At 45.0% G+C, this 17,029-nt stretch carries 16 protein-coding genes; 2 read left to right on the top strand and 14 right to left on the bottom strand.

Going from position 1 to position 17,029, the window contains the following annotated elements; genetic code table 11:
• Positions 1-76 precede the first annotated feature (76 nt).
• Positions 77-1,582: a GNAT family N-acetyltransferase gene (locus ACU37H_RS13160; protein ID WP_472703693.1), complete on the top strand. Its 1,506-nt coding sequence runs from the start codon at positions 77-79 to the stop codon at positions 1,580-1,582.
• A 44-nt stretch (positions 1,583-1,626) separates the two neighbouring features.
• Here ACU37H_RS13160 and ACU37H_RS13155 read toward each other — a convergent pair whose 3' ends face one another.
• The 14 genes from ACU37H_RS13155 to ACU37H_RS13090 all read right to left on the bottom strand — a co-directional run bounded on the left by ACU37H_RS13155 (position 1,627) and on the right by ACU37H_RS13090 (position 14,347).
• On the bottom strand, positions 1,627-2,604 hold the full coding sequence (locus ACU37H_RS13155) for a Fic family protein (protein WP_472703695.1): 978 nt from the start codon (positions 2,602-2,604) through the stop codon (positions 1,627-1,629).
• Between the two features lie 147 nt (positions 2,605-2,751).
• Positions 2,752-3,402 carry an alpha/beta hydrolase gene (locus ACU37H_RS13150; RefSeq protein ID WP_472703697.1) on the bottom strand — a complete coding sequence of 217 codons (651 nt, stop codon included), beginning with the start codon at positions 3,400-3,402 and terminating at the stop codon, positions 2,752-2,754.
• Positions 3,403-3,405: 3 nt separating this feature from the next.
• Complete coding sequence (locus tag ACU37H_RS13145) at positions 3,406-3,651, bottom strand: hypothetical protein (protein WP_472703699.1); 246 nt, start codon at positions 3,649-3,651, stop codon at positions 3,406-3,408.
• A gap of 194 nt (positions 3,652-3,845) precedes the next feature.
• Entirely contained in the window at positions 3,846-5,522 is a 1,677-nt protein-coding gene (locus ACU37H_RS13140) for a ribonucleoside-diphosphate reductase subunit alpha (protein WP_472703701.1), read from the bottom strand.
• A gap of 86 nt (positions 5,523-5,608) precedes the next feature.
• Positions 5,609-6,583 carry a ribonucleotide-diphosphate reductase subunit beta gene (locus ACU37H_RS13135; RefSeq protein WP_472703703.1) on the bottom strand — a complete coding sequence of 325 codons (975 nt, stop codon included), beginning with the start codon at positions 6,581-6,583 and terminating at the stop codon, positions 5,609-5,611.
• 754 nt (positions 6,584-7,337) lie between these two features.
• Positions 7,338-8,876 (bottom strand): bifunctional phosphoribosylaminoimidazolecarboxamide formyltransferase/IMP cyclohydrolase, encoded by a 1,539-nt coding sequence (purH, locus tag ACU37H_RS13130; protein WP_472703705.1) that lies wholly within the window; start codon positions 8,874-8,876, stop codon positions 7,338-7,340.
• Positions 8,877-8,900: 24 nt separating this feature from the next.
• Positions 8,901-9,590, bottom strand: coding sequence for an aspartate/glutamate racemase family protein (locus tag ACU37H_RS13125; protein WP_472703707.1), 690 nt, complete (start codon positions 9,588-9,590; stop codon positions 8,901-8,903).
• Between the two features lie 46 nt (positions 9,591-9,636).
• A complete protein-coding gene (locus tag ACU37H_RS13120) occupies positions 9,637-11,712 on the bottom strand; it encodes a ComEC/Rec2 family competence protein (RefSeq protein WP_494407551.1) in 2,076 nt (691 codons plus the stop codon).
• Between the two features lie 102 nt (positions 11,713-11,814).
• Positions 11,815-12,111, bottom strand: a complete 297-nt coding sequence (locus tag ACU37H_RS13115) for an RNA polymerase alpha subunit C-terminal domain-containing protein (protein ID WP_472703710.1) — start codon at positions 12,109-12,111, stop codon at positions 11,815-11,817.
• The gene (locus ACU37H_RS13110; protein ID WP_472703712.1) at positions 12,098-12,484 is read right to left on the bottom strand and encodes a DoxX family protein; all 387 of its coding nucleotides are present in this window, start codon (positions 12,482-12,484) and stop codon (positions 12,098-12,100) included. The genes ACU37H_RS13115 and ACU37H_RS13110 overlap by 14 nt, the downstream gene beginning before the upstream one ends.
• 101 nt (positions 12,485-12,585) lie before the next feature.
• Positions 12,586-13,014, bottom strand: coding sequence for an SRPBCC family protein (locus ACU37H_RS13105; RefSeq protein ID WP_472703714.1), 429 nt, complete (start codon positions 13,012-13,014; stop codon positions 12,586-12,588).
• 99 nt (positions 13,015-13,113) lie between these two features.
• A complete protein-coding gene (locus ACU37H_RS13100) occupies positions 13,114-13,758 on the bottom strand; it encodes an MBL fold metallo-hydrolase (protein WP_472703716.1) in 645 nt (214 codons plus the stop codon).
• Positions 13,759-13,794: 36 nt separating this feature from the next.
• Positions 13,795-14,145 (bottom strand): hypothetical protein, encoded by a 351-nt coding sequence (locus ACU37H_RS13095; protein ID WP_472703718.1) that lies wholly within the window; start codon positions 14,143-14,145, stop codon positions 13,795-13,797.
• Positions 14,138-14,347 carry a hypothetical protein gene (locus ACU37H_RS13090; RefSeq protein ID WP_472703719.1) on the bottom strand — a complete coding sequence of 70 codons (210 nt, stop codon included), beginning with the start codon at positions 14,345-14,347 and terminating at the stop codon, positions 14,138-14,140. Before ACU37H_RS13090 ends, ACU37H_RS13095 begins: the two co-directional genes overlap by 8 nt.
• 145 nt (positions 14,348-14,492) lie before the next feature.
• Here ACU37H_RS13090 and ACU37H_RS13085 point away from each other — a divergent pair, with 145 nt between their 5' ends.
• The gene (locus ACU37H_RS13085) at positions 14,493-16,961 is read left to right on the top strand and encodes a DUF5686 and carboxypeptidase-like regulatory domain-containing protein (RefSeq protein WP_472703721.1); all 2,469 of its coding nucleotides are present in this window, start codon (positions 14,493-14,495) and stop codon (positions 16,959-16,961) included.
• Positions 16,962-17,029 lie beyond the last annotated feature (68 nt).

Below are 17,029 nucleotides of genomic sequence, written 5' to 3'. Positions count from 1 at the left end.
ATGTGTATTGAACTTTTTTTTGTATATTGATTTGTGCTGCAGTGCAGTACGCTTTGTATTAACTTAAAATCAACTAATGGAAGTAGAAGTAAGAAAACTTGAGATTGAAGACTATGAACAGCTGAGAGCGTCGATGATTGAAGCTTATGATGGCATCGGGGGCATATGGCGTAAACAAACCATTGCGAAGCTCCTGGAAGTATTTCCAAACGGACAGATCTGCGTGGCCGTGGACGGCAAGGTAGTAGCCTGCGCCCTTTCGATCATTGTGAATTATGAGTTGTTTGGAGATGAACACACTTATGAGGAAATAACAGATAACTATCGTTTCGATACGCATGATGATAGCGGCGACGTATTGTATGGTATAGAGGTATTCGTACATCCGGATTTCAGGCAACTAAGACTGGGACGAAGATTATACGATGCAAGGAAAGAATTGTGCGAAACAATCAACCTGAAAGAAATCAAAGTAGGCGGCCGTATCCCCAACTATCATAAATACAGTGAAGAGCTAAGCCCCAAAGAATACATTGCCAAAGTAAAAAACAAAGAAATTTATGACCCTGTATTAAGCTTTCAGCTGGCCAATGACTTTCATGTAGTCAAAGTGCTCACCAACTATTTGAAAGGTGATAAGGAATCAAAGGAATATGCCGTTCTGTTGGAGTGGAATAATATCTATTATTCCAAAAAGAAAAATGCGATGCGCGACAGCATTATCAGGCTGGGCCTGGTACAATGGCAGATGCGACAATTCTCCAGCCTGGACGACTTTTATGGCCAGGTAGAGTTTTTTGTGGACACGTTGAGCGCTTACCAGGCAGACTTTGCTTTATTCCCCGAGTTTTTCAACTCTCCGCTTCTCGCAGAGTTTAACCACCTGGACACCCGGGAGGCTATGCATCAGCTGGCGACCAAGACAGAGCAGATACGAACTAAAATTTCGGAACTGGCCATTGCATACAATGTAAACATTATTGCCGGTAGCATGCCTGTGGTGGAAGATGGGCAATTGTATAATATTGCTTACCTGTGCCACCGCGACGGAAAGCTGAGCGAATATCGCAAGATCCACATCACGCCCAACGAAACAAAATATTATGGTATTACAGGCGGTGATAAGATCGCTGCGATCAATACAGACTGTGGAAAGATCGGCGTGCTGATTTGTTACGATGTCGAATTTCCCGAGCTTTCACGATTGATGGCGCTGGACGGAATGAAGATCCTGTTTGTACCCTATTTGACCGACACTCAGAACGCCTACACGCGGGTGAGACATTGTGCAATGGCTCGGGCCATCGAAAACGAATGCTATGTTGCCATTGCGGGTTGCGTGGGCAATTTGCCGGGTGTTAATAACATGGATATTCAATTCGGACAGGCCGCGGTATTTACGCCTTCTGATTTTGCTTTTCCTACCAATGCGGTAAAAGCAGAAGCGACACCCAATACAGAAATGACACTGATCGTCGATGTGGACCTTACGCTATTGAAAGAGCTTCACAACTACGGTTCCGTTAAAACGATCAAGGATCGCAGAACAGACCTTTATGAAGTGAGAAAAGTGAAACAGTAAGTTTAAATTTAAAATGATGATGAAAAGTGAATAGACAATACGCCCTATTCACTTTTCATTTTTTTATTCCTTAAGCGCTTCCGTTCGCGCTTATCAATATAATCCATGATTGCTTCTTTTGTCGTCAGCCAGTTGCGGCCTTCTTTGAAAGCGTCTATTTTACCTGTTCGGGCAAGCAGGCTCACGTATTCCTGCCCGTAAGGAACTTCAGGTTCATTAACGATATTGGAAATAGATTGATAATCGTCGTATGTGTTATTAAGAGAACTCAGGTAGATATCTACGCTGCGCTCCAGGGCCTGCAATACCAGCAACAGCAACTTGCCATAATCCCCTTTATTAGCCGCGTTCAGCGCATCATAATATTTCTTCCTGTCGTTTTTTAAAATGATAGCCGGAGGAAATCCTTCCTTCATTAGAAGAAGATTGAACACCAGGCGAACAGTCCTTCCGTTACCATCAAAAAAAGGATGTATCCACACAAACCGATGATGAAAAACAGCCGCTTTGACGATCGTGTCCAGGGCACTGCCGTTCACCCAGTCAATCAATTCAGACATGAAAGCGTCGACTTTCAATGCATTGGGCGGAACAAAATTAGCCCCCGTAATACGCACACCTGAAGTGCGGTATCTGCCGGCAAAATCCTTTTCAATATTTTGCAGAACCAGCCCGTGAACATCCAGAATATCTCTTTCATTCAACACATACCGCGGCGAGATCAATGACTCGATCTTATCAATCGCTTCATCATGATTGAGCGCCTCGAAATGCTCTCTTAATGGCTTTCCCTTAACGGTCATCCCTTCTTCAATGACCAGTTTTGTTTCCTGCAGGGTAAGTGTGTTGCCTTCTATACTGTTAGAATTGTAAGTCCATTCCAGGGCAAGGCTTTCCTTGATGCTTTTTAAAGCGTAAGCAGGCAGCGGGCGTAGTTTATCCAGCTCCGCTTTTTTCAGCGTGATCCTTTCGATGTGTTTTTCCCAACCATCGAATTCAAAAGGATAGTCCTGCCATTTCATATACACAAAAATACAAATTTATCCTTAATATCGGATAAATACAAAAATCATTCTAAACGATATTAAAACTTGGAGCAATAATATGGCAGCCTTCCCTGTCTACCCACTGTCAATCAATTGCATTATTGAGGTTGCTGAGGAGTATTATTAAATTCCATCCCGGCACACTTGCCGGATGATACGGCCAATTTCATCCGGTCTGTTAACCGTCATGAAGTGACCTCCACCGCGTATGACGAAGTCAGCGTTTATATTTTGAATAGGAATGATGCGATCCTTGTCCCCATGAATGTGGATACAGTTAGGTGGACTATGCTCGTTGTCCCAGTGAATAATCTGGTTCATGGCCCAGCGAAAGAAAGCCGGGTCGGTATCCTGCAAAATAGCTTTTAGCAATCGCTTCTCTTCATCGGTCTCTACACCGAAATGCCAGTCAGCGATAAAATTAGGTTTAATAAAAAAGGAGTTCGGGATATATCGGATCAACTTAATCATCCATCCGAGCCAGCGGTTTTGGGGCAGCTCATTGGTGTTCTTGGCTGATGCGATAAGGATGATCTTCTTTGTAGTAACGATCTTAGATATCTCAACCGCCAGCATTCCGCCGAAAGACAAGCCGATAAGGATCGGATCTTCGGTGTTGATGGCAGCCGCCATACGCCCGGCATATTGTTGAAGCGATTCATCTTTCATCGGCTTGATCCAACCAACATGTTGAATGTCCAAAGTGCCGAAGTCAATGTGATCAAACACACGTTGATCAACGCCCAGGCCACTGAATATATAGATCTTACTCAAGGATTACAATTGCCGTGATTGAATTTCCTTCCGGATCTCCCTTAAAGACCTGAGTGAGATAAAGACAAAGGACACGAAAATGAGGGGAAATACCGTGAAAAGGCCAACACCTTTCTTCATCGTGATAACTACCGAGGCAACGACCAGTAACACCAGCGCCACGATTTGCGCTATCATTAAACCCTTGAAGCGCTTCTCGCTTTTTAAAAGCGCTTCATTACTCAGTTCAGCAAATTTTGATTCATTCATTCCTGTTTGTTTGATGATGATGCGAAGTTCCTTCGTGAAAATCGCTTTACCAAATAAGCTTCAGCACATGTTCACTTTAATTCATAAAAAATCCCGGCATCTCCTTTCAGACATCCGGGATTCTTTATTTTGGCCATCGATGCACGAACAGAACAAGTCGTACTCACCCGTGCATTTGAGACTTATCTACTTACTTACGCTTCACAACTACTACAAGTCACCAAACTTGTCACCAGCTCCTTGCTCACGCTTTGGCTGCGTTGGTAGTATAATGTTTTAACGCCCAGCTGCCAGGCTTCTATCATCAGTTTGTTTACATCTTTCACCGGCAGGTTGCTCGGTATATTCAGGTTGAGGCTCTGGCTCTGATCTACATACTGCTGGCGGATCGCCGCTTGTTGTATGATCTCGAGCTGGCTGATTTCTTTGAACGTTTTGAACACATCTTTTTCTTCCTTGGTCAACCCGGTTAGTTGCTGCACACTTCCATGGTTCAGCATGATGCTGCGCCATGTATCTTCATTATCGAGGCCTTTATGTTCCAGTAATTGTTTCAGGTATTTATTCTGACGCATAAAGTTTCCTTTCGCCAAACCAGCTTTGAAATAGTTGCTGCTGAATGGTTCAATACCCGGAGAGGTTTGTCCCAGGATCGCAGAGGATGAAGTGGTAGGCGCAATAGCTAATAATGTTGTATTTCTTTTACCGTATCCTTTCAGCACAGGCGCTTCGCCGTAAATACGCGCCAGGTCCTGAGTAGCTTTTTCTGCACGCTCCTTGATGTTGCTAAAGATGATATTGGTCAGTTGTTTAGCGCGCAGCCCCTCAAATGGGATCATATTTCTTTGCAGATAAGAGTGCCAGCCCAATACCCCCAAACCTAAAGCGCGGTGCCTTTTAGCAAAGCGGTTGGCGCTGGCCAGGTAATGGTTGTCTTCTGTCTTAGCGATGAACTCCTGCAACACTGCATCGAGGAAAAAGATCGCCAGGCGAACGGCATCAGTATCTTTCCACTCATCGTACAGCTCAAGGTTCATGGACGATAAGCAGCAGATGAACGATTCATCAGGTGAAGACGGCAACATGATTTCCGAGCAAAGATTGCTGGCATTGATCGCATAGTTCAGGTCTTTGTAAACCTGCGGCTTGTTGCGGTTTACATTATCAGTAAAGAAAATGTACGGCAAGCCTTTTTGCTGACGACTTTCCAACAGTTTGGCCCAGATCTCACGTTTATCTTTATCCCCATCGATCATGTCCTGCATCCAGTAGTCAGGCACACAAACGCCGGTGAACAAATTCTGGATCGGGTGCCCGATGCTTTTGATCTGTAAAAACTCCACAATATCCGGATGGTCTATATCCAGGTAAGCCGCAAAAGCCCCGCGGCGTACACCGCCCTGGGAAATGGTATCCATGGCTGTGTCGAACAAACGCATAAAACTTACCGCACCACTGCTTTTCCCGTTATCGGTCACTGCACTACCGCGCCCGCGCAAGCCGCCAAAATAACCCGAAGTACCGCCGCCTATTTTGGTCTGCATGATCACTTCACCCAGCTTGTGTGTAATGCCTTCAATGTTATCAGGAATATGTACATTGAAGCAGGATATCGGCAAACCTCTTTCCGTACCCATATTGGCCCAGATCGGCGAGCTCAGACTCATCCAGCCACGCTCGACCATTTCCATAAATGCTTCTTTCAGCTCCGGCTTGTATAAACGCTGTGCGGCTGCACCACACACACGCTCAATAGCGCCTTCTACGGTTTCTCCTTTCAGCAAATAACCCCTGTTCAGGATTTGTTCGCTTTCGGAATTTTTCCACCACATTTTTTCTGTCAACAGTTCTTTAGATATCATTGGGTCCATTACTTCCATTTTGTACAGTTTTTAACAGGTTTGTAAGTATATTGTTTAACGGGCTTTTGTTGTAGTCGAAGTCCAGGGTCGATGGACTAAAATAAATCATCCGCCGTGATGCTTTTATCGTGCTTGGTATAGTCTACCGGGCGTTTTGCAAAAAAGTCATCCATGCTGTTCGCAAACACTTCTTCTTCAAACCAGCGCATCGGGCGGTACTGCTCACTGCTGATGAAGTATTGAGAAGGAAGGCCGATTTTGTTCAGGCTTTCATCCACGCGGAACTTGATAAAGTTTACCAGGTCCTTTTTGTTGATGATATCAACTTCGCCTTCTTCAAAGATCCAGTTCAGGATCTGTTCTTCGATCTCCACGGACTCCTTCACCATATCAGTGATGCGTGACAAAGCGGCTTCATTCAACACTTCCGGATATTCTTCTTTAATCTTATTGATCAGGTAAATACCAGCGTTGGCGTGTATTTGCTCGTCGACTGATGTCCAGGCGATAATATTGCTTACGTTTTTCATCCAGCCTTTGAAACGGGTAAATGAAAGGATGATAGCGAACTGGCTGAACAGGGATACGTTTTCAATAAGAATGGTAAATAGTATCAACGCAATGCTGTATTCCTGTTTGTCATTGGACTTGATATTGCTCAACACGCCGGACAAATACTTGATGCGCTCTTTGATGATCGGCACTTCTATCAGCTTGCCAAACTCATCGTTATATCCTAACACTTCAACCAGTCTCGAATAGGCTTCGCTATGACGGAATTCGCACTCGGCAAAAGTGGCGCCTAATCCATTAAGCTCTGGCTTGGGTAAGTGATTATATAAGTTGCCCCAAAATGATTTTACGGCTACTTCAATTTGCGCGATGGCCAGTAAGGCGCGCTTCACGGCGTTGCGCTCGGAAGGCGTCAGGTGTGAATGAAAATCCTGCGTGTCGGCGGTAAAGTCCACTTCGGAATGTACCCAGAAAGAATTGTTGATCGCTGCGGTAAATTTCAGTACCTCAGGATATTCAAAAGGCTTGTAGTTAACACGTTTATCGAATAATCCCATAATTAAAAATATTTATGCAAATAAGGTTTATAAAATCGAAGAGAGACAAAGACCCTTTAGCGCTACCTGTTAAGCAGCTAACTATCAGGCAAATAGCCTTTCCTTTTATTAAAAATTAATTGTTTAGTGAATTGGATTCAGGGCCTTTCAATCGGCCGTCGTTGATCGCTGCCGCAGTTCGCTTATCCCCTCGCCACGTTTAAGTAATTGTTAACGGCTGTCACAAAAACCTTTTACAAATTAATCGCATAAACGAGAGAATTTCTAAAGTTGTTATTCACACAATGTGCGAAACTTCAGTTGGAAATGGTGATGGTTTGATAACCTGTTTTTTATAAATTATCAACCAGTTACAACTCGATATAAATAAAAAAAGCGGCTTTAAAAGGCGGCTTTTTTCAGTAAAAACACTTAGCGCCTTGCTTTCGTTTTCTCAACTAAATTGCCTCTTTTTATAGTGACTATTTTTGTTAACAACGTATACCGCTTCGCGTTCGTCACTTCTTTGGAAACATACGGCACAAGGCCATCCCAATCGAAAATAGATGAATATTTTTTGGTACTGCCCTTTTTTAAATAGTTCGCAGCGCACGGAGCAGCCTTTAATTGGTGGAAGTGAAAAGCAGTCTTGTTATGTGGCGGAGTAGTGACATAGGTATTATTATTTTTCTTAAAGTTACAGCTCGTCTGCTAAAAAACAAAAAGGCAACGAATGATACATCCGTTGCCTTTGTCATACGCTATGCGTGAAGTATTAATGTTTAAAATGCCTCATTCCTGTAAGGACCATGACGAGGTCATTTTCTTTACAATATTCGATAGAATCCTTGTCCCTGATGGATCCGCCGGGTTGTATGAAAGCTGTTACGCCTGCTTTATGCGCGATTTGTACGCTATCATTGAAAGGGAAAAACGCATCGCTTGCCAACACAGCGCCATTAAGATCAAAGCCAAACTGTTTTGCTTTTTCAATCGCGTGTCTTACAGCATCCACGCGGCTGGTCTGACCAGCGCCTTTGCCGACTAATTGCTTATGCTTCACAAGCGCAATGGCATTTGACTTAAGGTGTTTACAAATAATATTGGCAAACTCCAGGTCTGCTGTTTCTTCGTCGGTTGCGGTGCGGCCGCCTTCTTCTTTCCAATCGGTGTAGGAGCCCTCATCAGTGGCTTGTTGCAACACGCCATTCAGCACTGACTTGAACTGCGTTTTTACTTTTGGCAATTCTTTTAGTTGCAGCAGAATACGGTTCTTTTTAGACTTCAAAATATTCAACGCTCCTTCTTCGAAGGAAGGCGCAATCAATACTTCAAAGAAAATTTCATTGATCGCATTGGCGGTAACCTCGTTGATCGTTCCGTTTGTTACCAACACGCCGCCAAATGCGCTTTCCGGATCACCCAAAAGAGCCGTACCCCAAGCATCTGCAACCGTTTTCCGGGAAGCGACGCCACAAACATTGGTATGCTTGATAATCGCAAAAACCACATCCTGTTCTCCTGCCGAGGTAGTATCAAACTCAGCAATCAACTGCACGGCTGCGTCCACATCCACCAGGTTGTTATAGGAAAGGTCTTTGCCATTTAATTTATCGAATAACTTATCATAGTCTCCGTAGAAAACGCCCTGCTGATGCGGGTTTTCGCCATAGCGCATGATCTTCGGATGTGTTTCGGAATGGAAGAAGTATTGCACATCTTCATTAGTGGTGTTGAAGTAATTAGCTATTGCTACATCATAATGCGCTACTGTCTCGAAAGCCTTGGCTGCAAAGGATTTGCGCTGTTCAATACTTGTCTCTCCGTTTTGAGATTGCAAGAGCGCCGTAATAGCTCCATAATCTTTTTTAGCCGCTACCACCAACACATCTTTAAAATTCTTGGCGGCCGCGCGGATCATGGATGGCCCGCCAATATCTATTTTTTCGATGATCGCTTTTTCTTCCGAAGTCGACGCTACTGTTTCCTCAAACGGATATAAATCTACAATAACCAGATCGATCTCCGGAATTTTATACTGCAGCATCTCCTGCACGTCACTTTCCAGATCTCTTCTGCCTAAAATACCGCCAAACACTGATGGATGCAGGGTTTTAACACGTCCACCCAGGATGGAAGGATAGGTGGTCAGGTTTTCAACCGGCACCACTTCTATGCCCAGGTCCTCGATAAACTTTTGTGTGCCGCCCGTTGAGTAGATGGTAATCCCAAGGCGGGCTAGCTCTTTAACGATAGGCTCCAGTCCGTCTTTATAAAAAACTGAAATCAGTGCCGATTGGATTTTTTTGTTCATGATAGATATGTGATAAATATTGATTTAACTTAAAGCAAATGCCACGGCCGCCTCGGAATGTATTTTTGTGGTATCGAAGGTCGGTATGGTTAAATGTTCTTGTTTAATAAGTAACGGGATTTCTGTACATCCTAATATAACACCCTCAGCGCCTTGTGCGATCGACTGGTCAATGATCCGGATGAACTCCTTTCTGGTCTCCTCTTTTAAAATCCCTTTGTAAAGCTCTATCTCCAGCTTTTCCGCGATGTACAACCGGTCGGCTTCGTCAGGAGTGATCGCTTCGATCCCTTTTTCTGAAAGTTTATTTTTGAAAAAATCACGTTCCATAGTGAAACGGGTTCCCAGTAGTACCACCTTTTTTAGTCCTTTGGCCTGTATCGCATCGGCCGTCGCCGAGGCTACATGGATCAGCGGCATTTGGATATGATCGGCTACGCGGTCGGCCAGCAAATGCATTGTGTTGGCGCAGAGCAAAATAGCTTCAGCCCCGGCTCTTTTCAAACTATCGCAGGCCTGTGTAAGCAATTTAAACGTGGCGTCCCAATCTCCTGTCATGTTATTATCATGGATCTCCCGGAAGTTGACTGAATAGATCAGGCACTCGGCATAGTTAAGGCCGCCCAGCTCCCTGTTGACGCCTTCGTTGATATACCTGTAATAATCAATGGTGGAAACCCAGCTAATGCCGCCCACCAAGCCCAGTTTCTTCATGTGATAAACGATGATGTAAGGATTTCAATGAGTGCGCAAATGTACGCTAATGCAGGCTCATTACAAAAGCGCCGTCGGTAGCGACGCGATGGCAGGGAATTTTCAGTGAATCGCAGTCCCGTTTCCAGTAAGCGGCTTTCCAGGCGGGCACTGACGCGTCGATCACCACCTGGCGGGCTTTGATATGCCGGCACAGCTCGGAAATATAGAGTTTTGGGTTCCCGGACAATATGACAATATCAGCCTGCATCCGCCCGGATCTGGGAGTGTCATTTAAGGGACGGTCGAGTAGCAGCAGTCTTTTGGAACCGATTCGTATAAAACTATCTTCCTGCCAGACGCCGCTGATCTGGTCGGCGGGAACAGCCCGATACAAAGTGCGGGAAGGTGTCAAAACGAAATCTTTTAATTTTTGATGCGTTAATAGCGCCGAGTCGCCCAGAAACCAGACCTGCCGGCCGGAGATCACATCAATGGCTTTGAGCCTGTTGGCGTTGTATACAATAATCTTCTGCTGTTGTTCTGCCTGGTAAAAAGAGTAGCTTCTTATGGAAAAGAACAGGATCAAACCGGTGGCAGCCAGCCAAAAACCGGCTCTATATCGCTTCATCAGCCAGGCACTTGCCGCTGAAATGATAACGAATAACAGGAGCAACTGTGCCTCGTTAATCGAAATACCCGTCCATAAGGCAAACGGAAAGGCCTCCATCCGTTCGATAAAAGTGTTGAGCCACCAAATGACCGACTCTAATATCCGCCCCAGAACGGAAGCGAGTGCGTTAATCGGCGCGGCGATTACTACAGCCAGCGTACCGATCAGCACCACGGTCGAAACCGGTACCACGACCAGGTTGCCCAGCAGGAAGTAAACCGGGAATTGATGAAAGTAGTATAATGAAAGAGGCGTAGTTAATACCTGCACCGCAATACTCACCGAAGTCAGCGCCCATATCCGGTCGAGTATTTTATTTTTTACAAACAGCAAATGATATATGGGCTTGCTAAAAATACAGATACTCAACACCGCCACATAAGACAGCTGGAAGCCCACATCCCAGAGCCAGTAAGGATTATAACAGAGCTGACACAAAGCCGAGGCCGCTAACAAATTGTAGACAGATACCTTCCTGTTGATTTGCTGCCCGAGAGCGATAAAAGTAAACATGATGGCTGCCCTGACAACCGAAGCCACCCCCCCGGCCAGCAAGGCAAAGCCCCAAAGCAAAGCCAGCGCGAGAAAGGCATGCAGCCATTTTGTTTGCCGTTTTCTGAGTAGCGGCTTTAATAAAAAACTGATGATAAAATAAAGGTAAGCCAGGTGCATACCGGACACAGCAATGACATGTACGACACCGGTATTGGTGTAGGATTGTAACAGGTTTTTATCGAGGTCTTCTTTATAACCGATCAGCATCGCCGCCGCCAGACCTTCCTCTTTTTTTCCAGCGACGTTGGATTGTATGGCATGAAGCACATACTTTCTTATTTGCGACAGCAATTCTTCTACAAATGATAAGTGATGGCCAGGTAAGCGACCGTAATCAGCTGCAGTAAGATATACCTGATGCGTGATGCCATTAAACAGCGCATATCTTTTATAATCGAAACTGCCGGGATTACCTAAATTTTGTATCTCTTGTAATGGTTTATAGATCAGCAGCCGGCTTCCGGCAGGCAAGGCAGCGTTTACACTGTCTTTCTTAAAGTAAATAATGATGCGTCCCCTGACGGGTTCCGTCGTTTTCTGACCGACGAGTTGCTCCACTGTTGCTTCCACCTTATAAGACCGGTCCTTTGCTACCGGAGTCTCCCTGGTTGTAATCATAATAGCAGCACCCGGTTGATACGTGTGAGCGAACCAACGACGATCATGCCGGATATCTTTAAACCACGTGATGATCATTGCAACGCAAAACACAGCGATCATCAATACAAACCCGTGCACAGGGGCATATTTCCATTTCCTGGAAGGACTTTGACGGCTTAACAGGAGGTACAGCGCCAGGCTAACAGCGAAAGCGATACCACTCGCCGCGATCGGTATCCGAAGATACCATTGCACACAGATGCCGGTAATGAATGGCAGTAGTAGTTTTATAACAGGATTTTGTTTGAAAAACATATATGTTCTACAAACCAGCTTTGTTTTCTCAGGTTATAGTTGGACTAAGTTAATTTTTTATTCCGAATCCTGCTTAAAAGGTGGCTGTAAACATTAGCCCTCCTAAGTATCTGGTTTAAAACTGAGCTTCGCTTCCTGTAAAGCCTCCCGCAAGGCAGGCAGCGAACTCTTGCCGATACCGTGTAATGAAAGAATCTCCTTCTCTGAGTGATTGGCCAGGTCCCTGACCGTTTCAATACCGGCGCTTTGCAACGCCCGGCGGGCGGGCGCGGTCAACACGGACAAAAACCCGGTTTGGGGGCTGTTTTCTTTTTCACAAACCGGGCAAACGGGACAATCGCTGCTTTTATAGTAGCGATGCCCGTTTGGACAAGTTCTTAGCGTTTTAACGTTTGCCATAAGCGGGATTTAAGACGTAGATCTTCTTGTAGCAGTAATAAGAGACAAATAAGATCGCCAGAAAGAGGATCGGCATGATCGTCTGGAAATTACTGACTCCGTCGATGACTCCGTGCGATACGGCCGCAGAAACGAAGGTGAAGGCAAATCCTGCATAAGCCCAGTCCTTGATCCAGTGCCTAAACGGTATGATCAGCACGATAGCACCTACTATTTTAAAAGCGACGAGCATCGTTCCAAAATAAGTGGGATACATCAAATGGCTCAGCCCTTGTTTGGCAAGATCGCTCTGAGAGTACATAGCAGGCATAACACCTTCCCATAAAAAGATAAGAATGGTGGTCACCCAATAAATGATTTTTGTAGCTTTCATGATGTGTTTGTTTTTAGTTTGTTCAGATATCGCTCCATGGATCCTCAACGTTGGGCTGTTGAGGCATGGATGTTATGGTGTAAGTGGTTAGCTGGATGATGCTAATCGTTTGTTGTTTCCGCATATTTTTTAAAGTTGTCCAGTATCGACTGCCAACCCTCTTGTTGCAACTCCGGGGAGTTTTCGGTTTCTGCTTCAAAACTTTCCTCCACATAGGTTCCACCTTCCTTAGAACTAAAGCGGATGTTCACTTTCCTTCCATCGCCTAATGTATAAGCGAGAAGTTTTCCAGCTTCGACTTCGTCAAAGGTTCCGGAAAAATCGAAACCGAAACTGCCATCTTTTGCTTCCATGCGATAAGAGAAGGCTCCGCCCGGTCTCAGGTCGTGATTAGCATAGGGAGAATGCCAGTCGGGCGAGGCACAATTCCAGTTACGGATATCTTCGGGCGTAGTCCATAATTTCCATACTTTTTCGATGGGCGCCTGGATCGTTGCGGTTACTGTAAGTACTTTAGCTGTTGTTTCCATTATTGTTGATTTTATAATGCAAACATACTTTGCGGAATTACTTAAGAAAATACATGTTAGCGACTTTTTAAAGGCATTTTGCGACAGGCATGCACGTTTCTAATCTTCCCGCACAAAAGGGTTGTTTCTCTTTTCATAACCTATACTGGTGCCGCCTCCATGCCCGGAATAAACCTTTGTGGCATCGGGCAGCACGTAGAGTTGGGTTTTAATGGACTGCTCTAACTGGTCATAATCTCCGCCTGGTAGGTCAGTGCGCCCGATACTGCCGCTAAATAACACATCACCGCTAATAATGAATCCATTTTCCTTGCTGTAAAAACTGACACTTCCGGGTGAATGGCCCGGCGTGAACAGGATATCTAATTCATCGTTGCCTATCCTGATCTTTTCGCCTGGCAGGAGGTGGATCATCTCACCGGTATAATTGTCGAAAGGCAGTCCATACATGTCCGCAGATTTTGGAGCAAAGCTCAACACGATCTCCTCCGCCTGATGCAGGTGCAGCGGCAGGTTCCAGGTATTGCTGACAAATTTGTTACCGAACACATGATCCAGGTGGCAATGGGTGTTCAGCAATAACACAGGCTTCAACTGTTGGGATGCAATAAAGCGAACCAGTTCCTGGCGCTCCTCTTCGAAGTAGCAACCCGGATCGATGATGCAGCAATCGCCATTGTCGCTGTAAAGCACGTATGTATTTTCCTGGATCGGGTTGAAAGTAAATTTATGTACGGATAACATGTTATGGAAGTTAATGAAGTTGAATTGCCTGGAACACTATGCCGGAAACTTTTTTAGAAACCAGGAAGAAGAATGAATATAAAAACGCGGGAACTTCTGATCCAATAATTTAGAATCATCCGTTATGAGAAAGACACAGCGATTCTGAATAGCAAGATCAAATAAGTAATGATCTTTTGGATCAGCACTCATGTGATAGGAGATTAGTTTATAAGCGTCCGACGCATGCATCCAATTGTTCTTTACCGCTTCAAAAATCCCTGAAAGAAGGTAATTATTTACGACCGGAATTAACCGATAGGTCACCAGTCTATTTAATAACGGCGCAATAATCTTCGCCCGGGCATATTTGATCCACACATTAGCGTCTATGATGATCTTAAACATGATCTTTGCAGCGGTTTTCGATGATGGCGGATACTATCATCTCTTCCGAAACAGGTGCCATGTTGTTATCTTTTTTGCTGTCGGCCCACTTATCCTCAAGCTCATCCTGAAACATCAGCAGATACAAATGCTTCAATTCCTCTTCGCTTTTATACCGAAGTTTATCCACCATCTCGGCGAAGGCTGATGCTTGATGTGACATGAGATATTTTTTTATTTTATAAGTGATACAAAAATAATTAAAATTTGCTTCTATATAAAGCTCCTTGCGGCGCTTCTTTTTCTGCTTTAAGGAAGCGTATCATGGGCCACTTTTTCAATCTAAAACAATCGTAGCTTTGCAGCTGATGAACCGTACCCTAAAGATTTTACTCCTGATTTGTTTCCTGCTGGGGTACTTAACCGGCTTTTCCCAAAAGACGCTGCGGGGCTTGGTCAAAGACGCACATAGCGAGGAAGCGATTCCTTTCGCATCCGTTCTGTTTAAGGATACCAATACAGGCGCCATTACAGACTCTGCCGGACGGTTTGCCTTTTCGATCAGCGACTGGCCTTCCGACACGTTGATCGTTACTTATGTCGGATATGAACCTTTTTACCTGAAGATCAATAAAGACTCAAACGAGCTGACGGTCAATATCCCCCTGGAAAGAGGTACCGGCGACATGGTGATCGTGAAATCAAAGATCGATAAAGGCCTGTGGCTTTGGAAGAAACTGGTTGAGCACAAACCGGAGAACAACCGCTACAAATTCAACAACTTTTCTTACGAGCTATACAATAAACTGGAAGTAGATCTTAAGAATTTCAAAAGCCTTCAGAAAATTACCCGGCTAAAACCGCTGCGCCCGCTCAACGACCTGATCAATCAAAACATAGACACTTCCGAAGGGATCCGGATCTTACCGGCCTACCTGACGGAGGCTATATCCAACTATTATTACCAGAAAAAACCGCTCAAACGTCGTGAGGAAATTATCGCTGCGAACACGAACGGCGTCAAGAACGAAAGCATGGTAAAATTCCTGGGAGGAATGGACCAGGTGATCAACGTATACAACAACTTCATTAATGTATTCAACAAAGAGTTTATCAGCCCGGTAAGCGATAATGGCGATTTCTATTATAAGTATACGGTAGCTGACACGCAGTATATCAGCGGAGACCGCTACTATCATTTGCTGTTCCATCCCCGGCGAAAAGGCATGAACACCTTCGAAGGTGATTGCTGGATACACTTTGGCACTTTCGCTATTCAGAAGATGAACCTTTCCCTGGACAAAAGAGCAGATGTGAACTTCATGGAACGATTCAGCTACATCCAGGAATTCACGCGCCTTCCCGATAGCAACTGGTTCGTCAGCCGTGAAAAGCTGGTCGTGGACATCGCTCCCGTCGGTAATAAGACACCCGGACTGATCGGCCGGAAAACGAGCACCTACCGGAACGTGGTAGTGAATGACAGCTCTGTGGTTAGAAAGTTACAGCTCAACAAAGAACAGGAGGAAATTATCACACTGACCAATGCACAGGAAAAAAACCGTAGCTACTGGGATACTGCGCGGCATGAACAGCTGAGCACAACGGAACGGAATATTGTTAAGATGATCGATACGATCTTAAATGCACCTGTTTACCAAAAGCTGACCAAGCAACTCGAATTCATCGGCACGGGATATTTCAATGTCGGAAATGTGCAATTCGGATCGGCCTACAACTGGTTCTCGGGCAATGCATGGGAAGGCTTCCGGATGCGATTTGACGTGGGAAGCAACAAGCATTTCAATAAGAAATTCAGGTACCAGACCTACCTGGCTTATGGTTTTAAGGACCGGAAACTGAAGGGAATGGGCGAATTGTTTTACCTGCCCCGAAAAGACCCCCGCCAATACTGGTCGCTCTCTTATAAAAACGACCTCGATTTCGGTCAACGATATTATGGTGAGATCTCTTCTGACAATATCTTTTCCTTTGCCGTGCGCAAGCCAGATATACCAATGAAGTTCATCAACCTGGAAGAATACAGCTTTGAATTTTTTAATGAGCTGCGCAACGGCTTTTCAGTAAAGGCCAGTGCGGTCAACCGAACCTATACACCTTTGGCAAATCTGCTCCCAGCCGAGGCTTTCGAACCCGGCATGAAGCGATTTACAACCACAGAGTTTGCTGTTCGGCTCCGGTTTGCCTTCCTTGAAAAATTCCTGGAATCTACGTTTTACCGGGCGAGCCTGGGCAGCCCCTATCCCATTGTGGAAGCGACTTACACAAAAGCAGTACCGGGTGTCCTGAACAGCAGGTATCATTATTCAAAAGCGCTGGTGGCCGTTTCCGATTATATCAAAACGCCTCCCTTTGGCATCATTAATTACCAGGTATATGCCGGAAAAACCTTCGGTACTGCTCCCTATACTTTTCTTGATGTGGCTCCGGGCAATGAGTTGTATTATTATAACAAGTATGCTTTTAATACTATGATCCGATACCAGTATATTCACGATCAGTTTGCCGGGATCAATTATGAACATAATATCGGGAACGGGATATTCAAACTGGCGCCCCGCCTGAAGTTCAGGCAGTTCTACACCGTCAAGGCTTTGTGGGGCTCGCTGTCTCCCGATAATAAGGCTTTGAACTTCAAGCCGGGCAATAACTTCTTATCATTAGATGGTAAGACCTACCTGGAGCTGGGCACCGGTGTTGACAATATCCTACGTGTATTGCGCGTTGACTTCATATGGCGGGTTCTTCCCGAAAGTCAGCCTGCTGCTTCCATCAAAAACTTTGGCGTATTCGGCAGCTTGCGCTTTAACTTCTAAATCACCTGATTAGCTAATAGCCGCCATTTCTGCCTGGTGTTATGCTCATGTTGTGCCAACTATCTGTT

The organism is Niabella sp. ZPM-14, assembly GCF_055693045.2.
Note: the sequence above shows the minus strand (reverse complement) of the source record. Positions and strands in the feature narration are given on the sequence as shown.

Bases quoted from the DNA above. Each gene is read 5' to 3' on its own strand.
- ACU37H_RS13160 (WP_472703693.1), top strand. From the start codon at position 77: ATGGAAGTAGAAGTAAGAAAACTTGAGATTGAAGACTATGAACAGCTG.
- ACU37H_RS13155 (WP_472703695.1), bottom strand. From the start codon at position 2,604: ATGAAATGGCAGGACTATCCTTTTGAATTCGATGGTTGGGAAAAACAC.
- ACU37H_RS13145 (WP_472703699.1), bottom strand. From the start codon at position 3,651: ATGAATGAATCAAAATTTGCTGAACTGAGTAATGAAGCGCTTTTAAAA.
- ACU37H_RS13140 (WP_472703701.1), bottom strand. From the start codon at position 5,522: ATGGACCCAATGATATCTAAAGAACTGTTGACAGAAAAAATGTGGTGG.
- ACU37H_RS13135 (WP_472703703.1), bottom strand. From the start codon at position 6,583: ATGGGATTATTCGATAAACGTGTTAACTACAAGCCTTTTGAATATCCT.
- purH (WP_472703705.1), bottom strand. From the start codon at position 8,876: ATGAACAAAAAAATCCAATCGGCACTGATTTCAGTTTTTTATAAAGAC.
- ACU37H_RS13125 (WP_472703707.1), bottom strand. From the start codon at position 9,590: ATGAAGAAACTGGGCTTGGTGGGCGGCATTAGCTGGGTTTCCACCATT.
- ACU37H_RS13120 (WP_494407551.1), bottom strand. From the start codon at position 11,712: ATGTTTTTCAAACAAAATCCTGTTATAAAACTACTACTGCCATTCATT.
- ACU37H_RS13115 (WP_472703710.1), bottom strand. From the start codon at position 12,111: ATGGCAAACGTTAAAACGCTAAGAACTTGTCCAAACGGGCATCGCTAC.
- ACU37H_RS13110 (WP_472703712.1), bottom strand. From the start codon at position 12,484: ATGAAAGCTACAAAAATCATTTATTGGGTGACCACCATTCTTATCTTT.
- ACU37H_RS13105 (WP_472703714.1), bottom strand. From the start codon at position 13,014: ATGGAAACAACAGCTAAAGTACTTACAGTAACCGCAACGATCCAGGCG.
- ACU37H_RS13100 (WP_472703716.1), bottom strand. From the start codon at position 13,758: ATGTTATCCGTACATAAATTTACTTTCAACCCGATCCAGGAAAATACA.
- ACU37H_RS13095 (WP_472703718.1), bottom strand. From the start codon at position 14,145: ATGTTTAAGATCATCATAGACGCTAATGTGTGGATCAAATATGCCCGG.
- ACU37H_RS13090 (WP_472703719.1), bottom strand. From the start codon at position 14,347: ATGTCACATCAAGCATCAGCCTTCGCCGAGATGGTGGATAAACTTCGG.
- ACU37H_RS13085 (WP_472703721.1), top strand. From the start codon at position 14,493: ATGAACCGTACCCTAAAGATTTTACTCCTGATTTGTTTCCTGCTGGGG.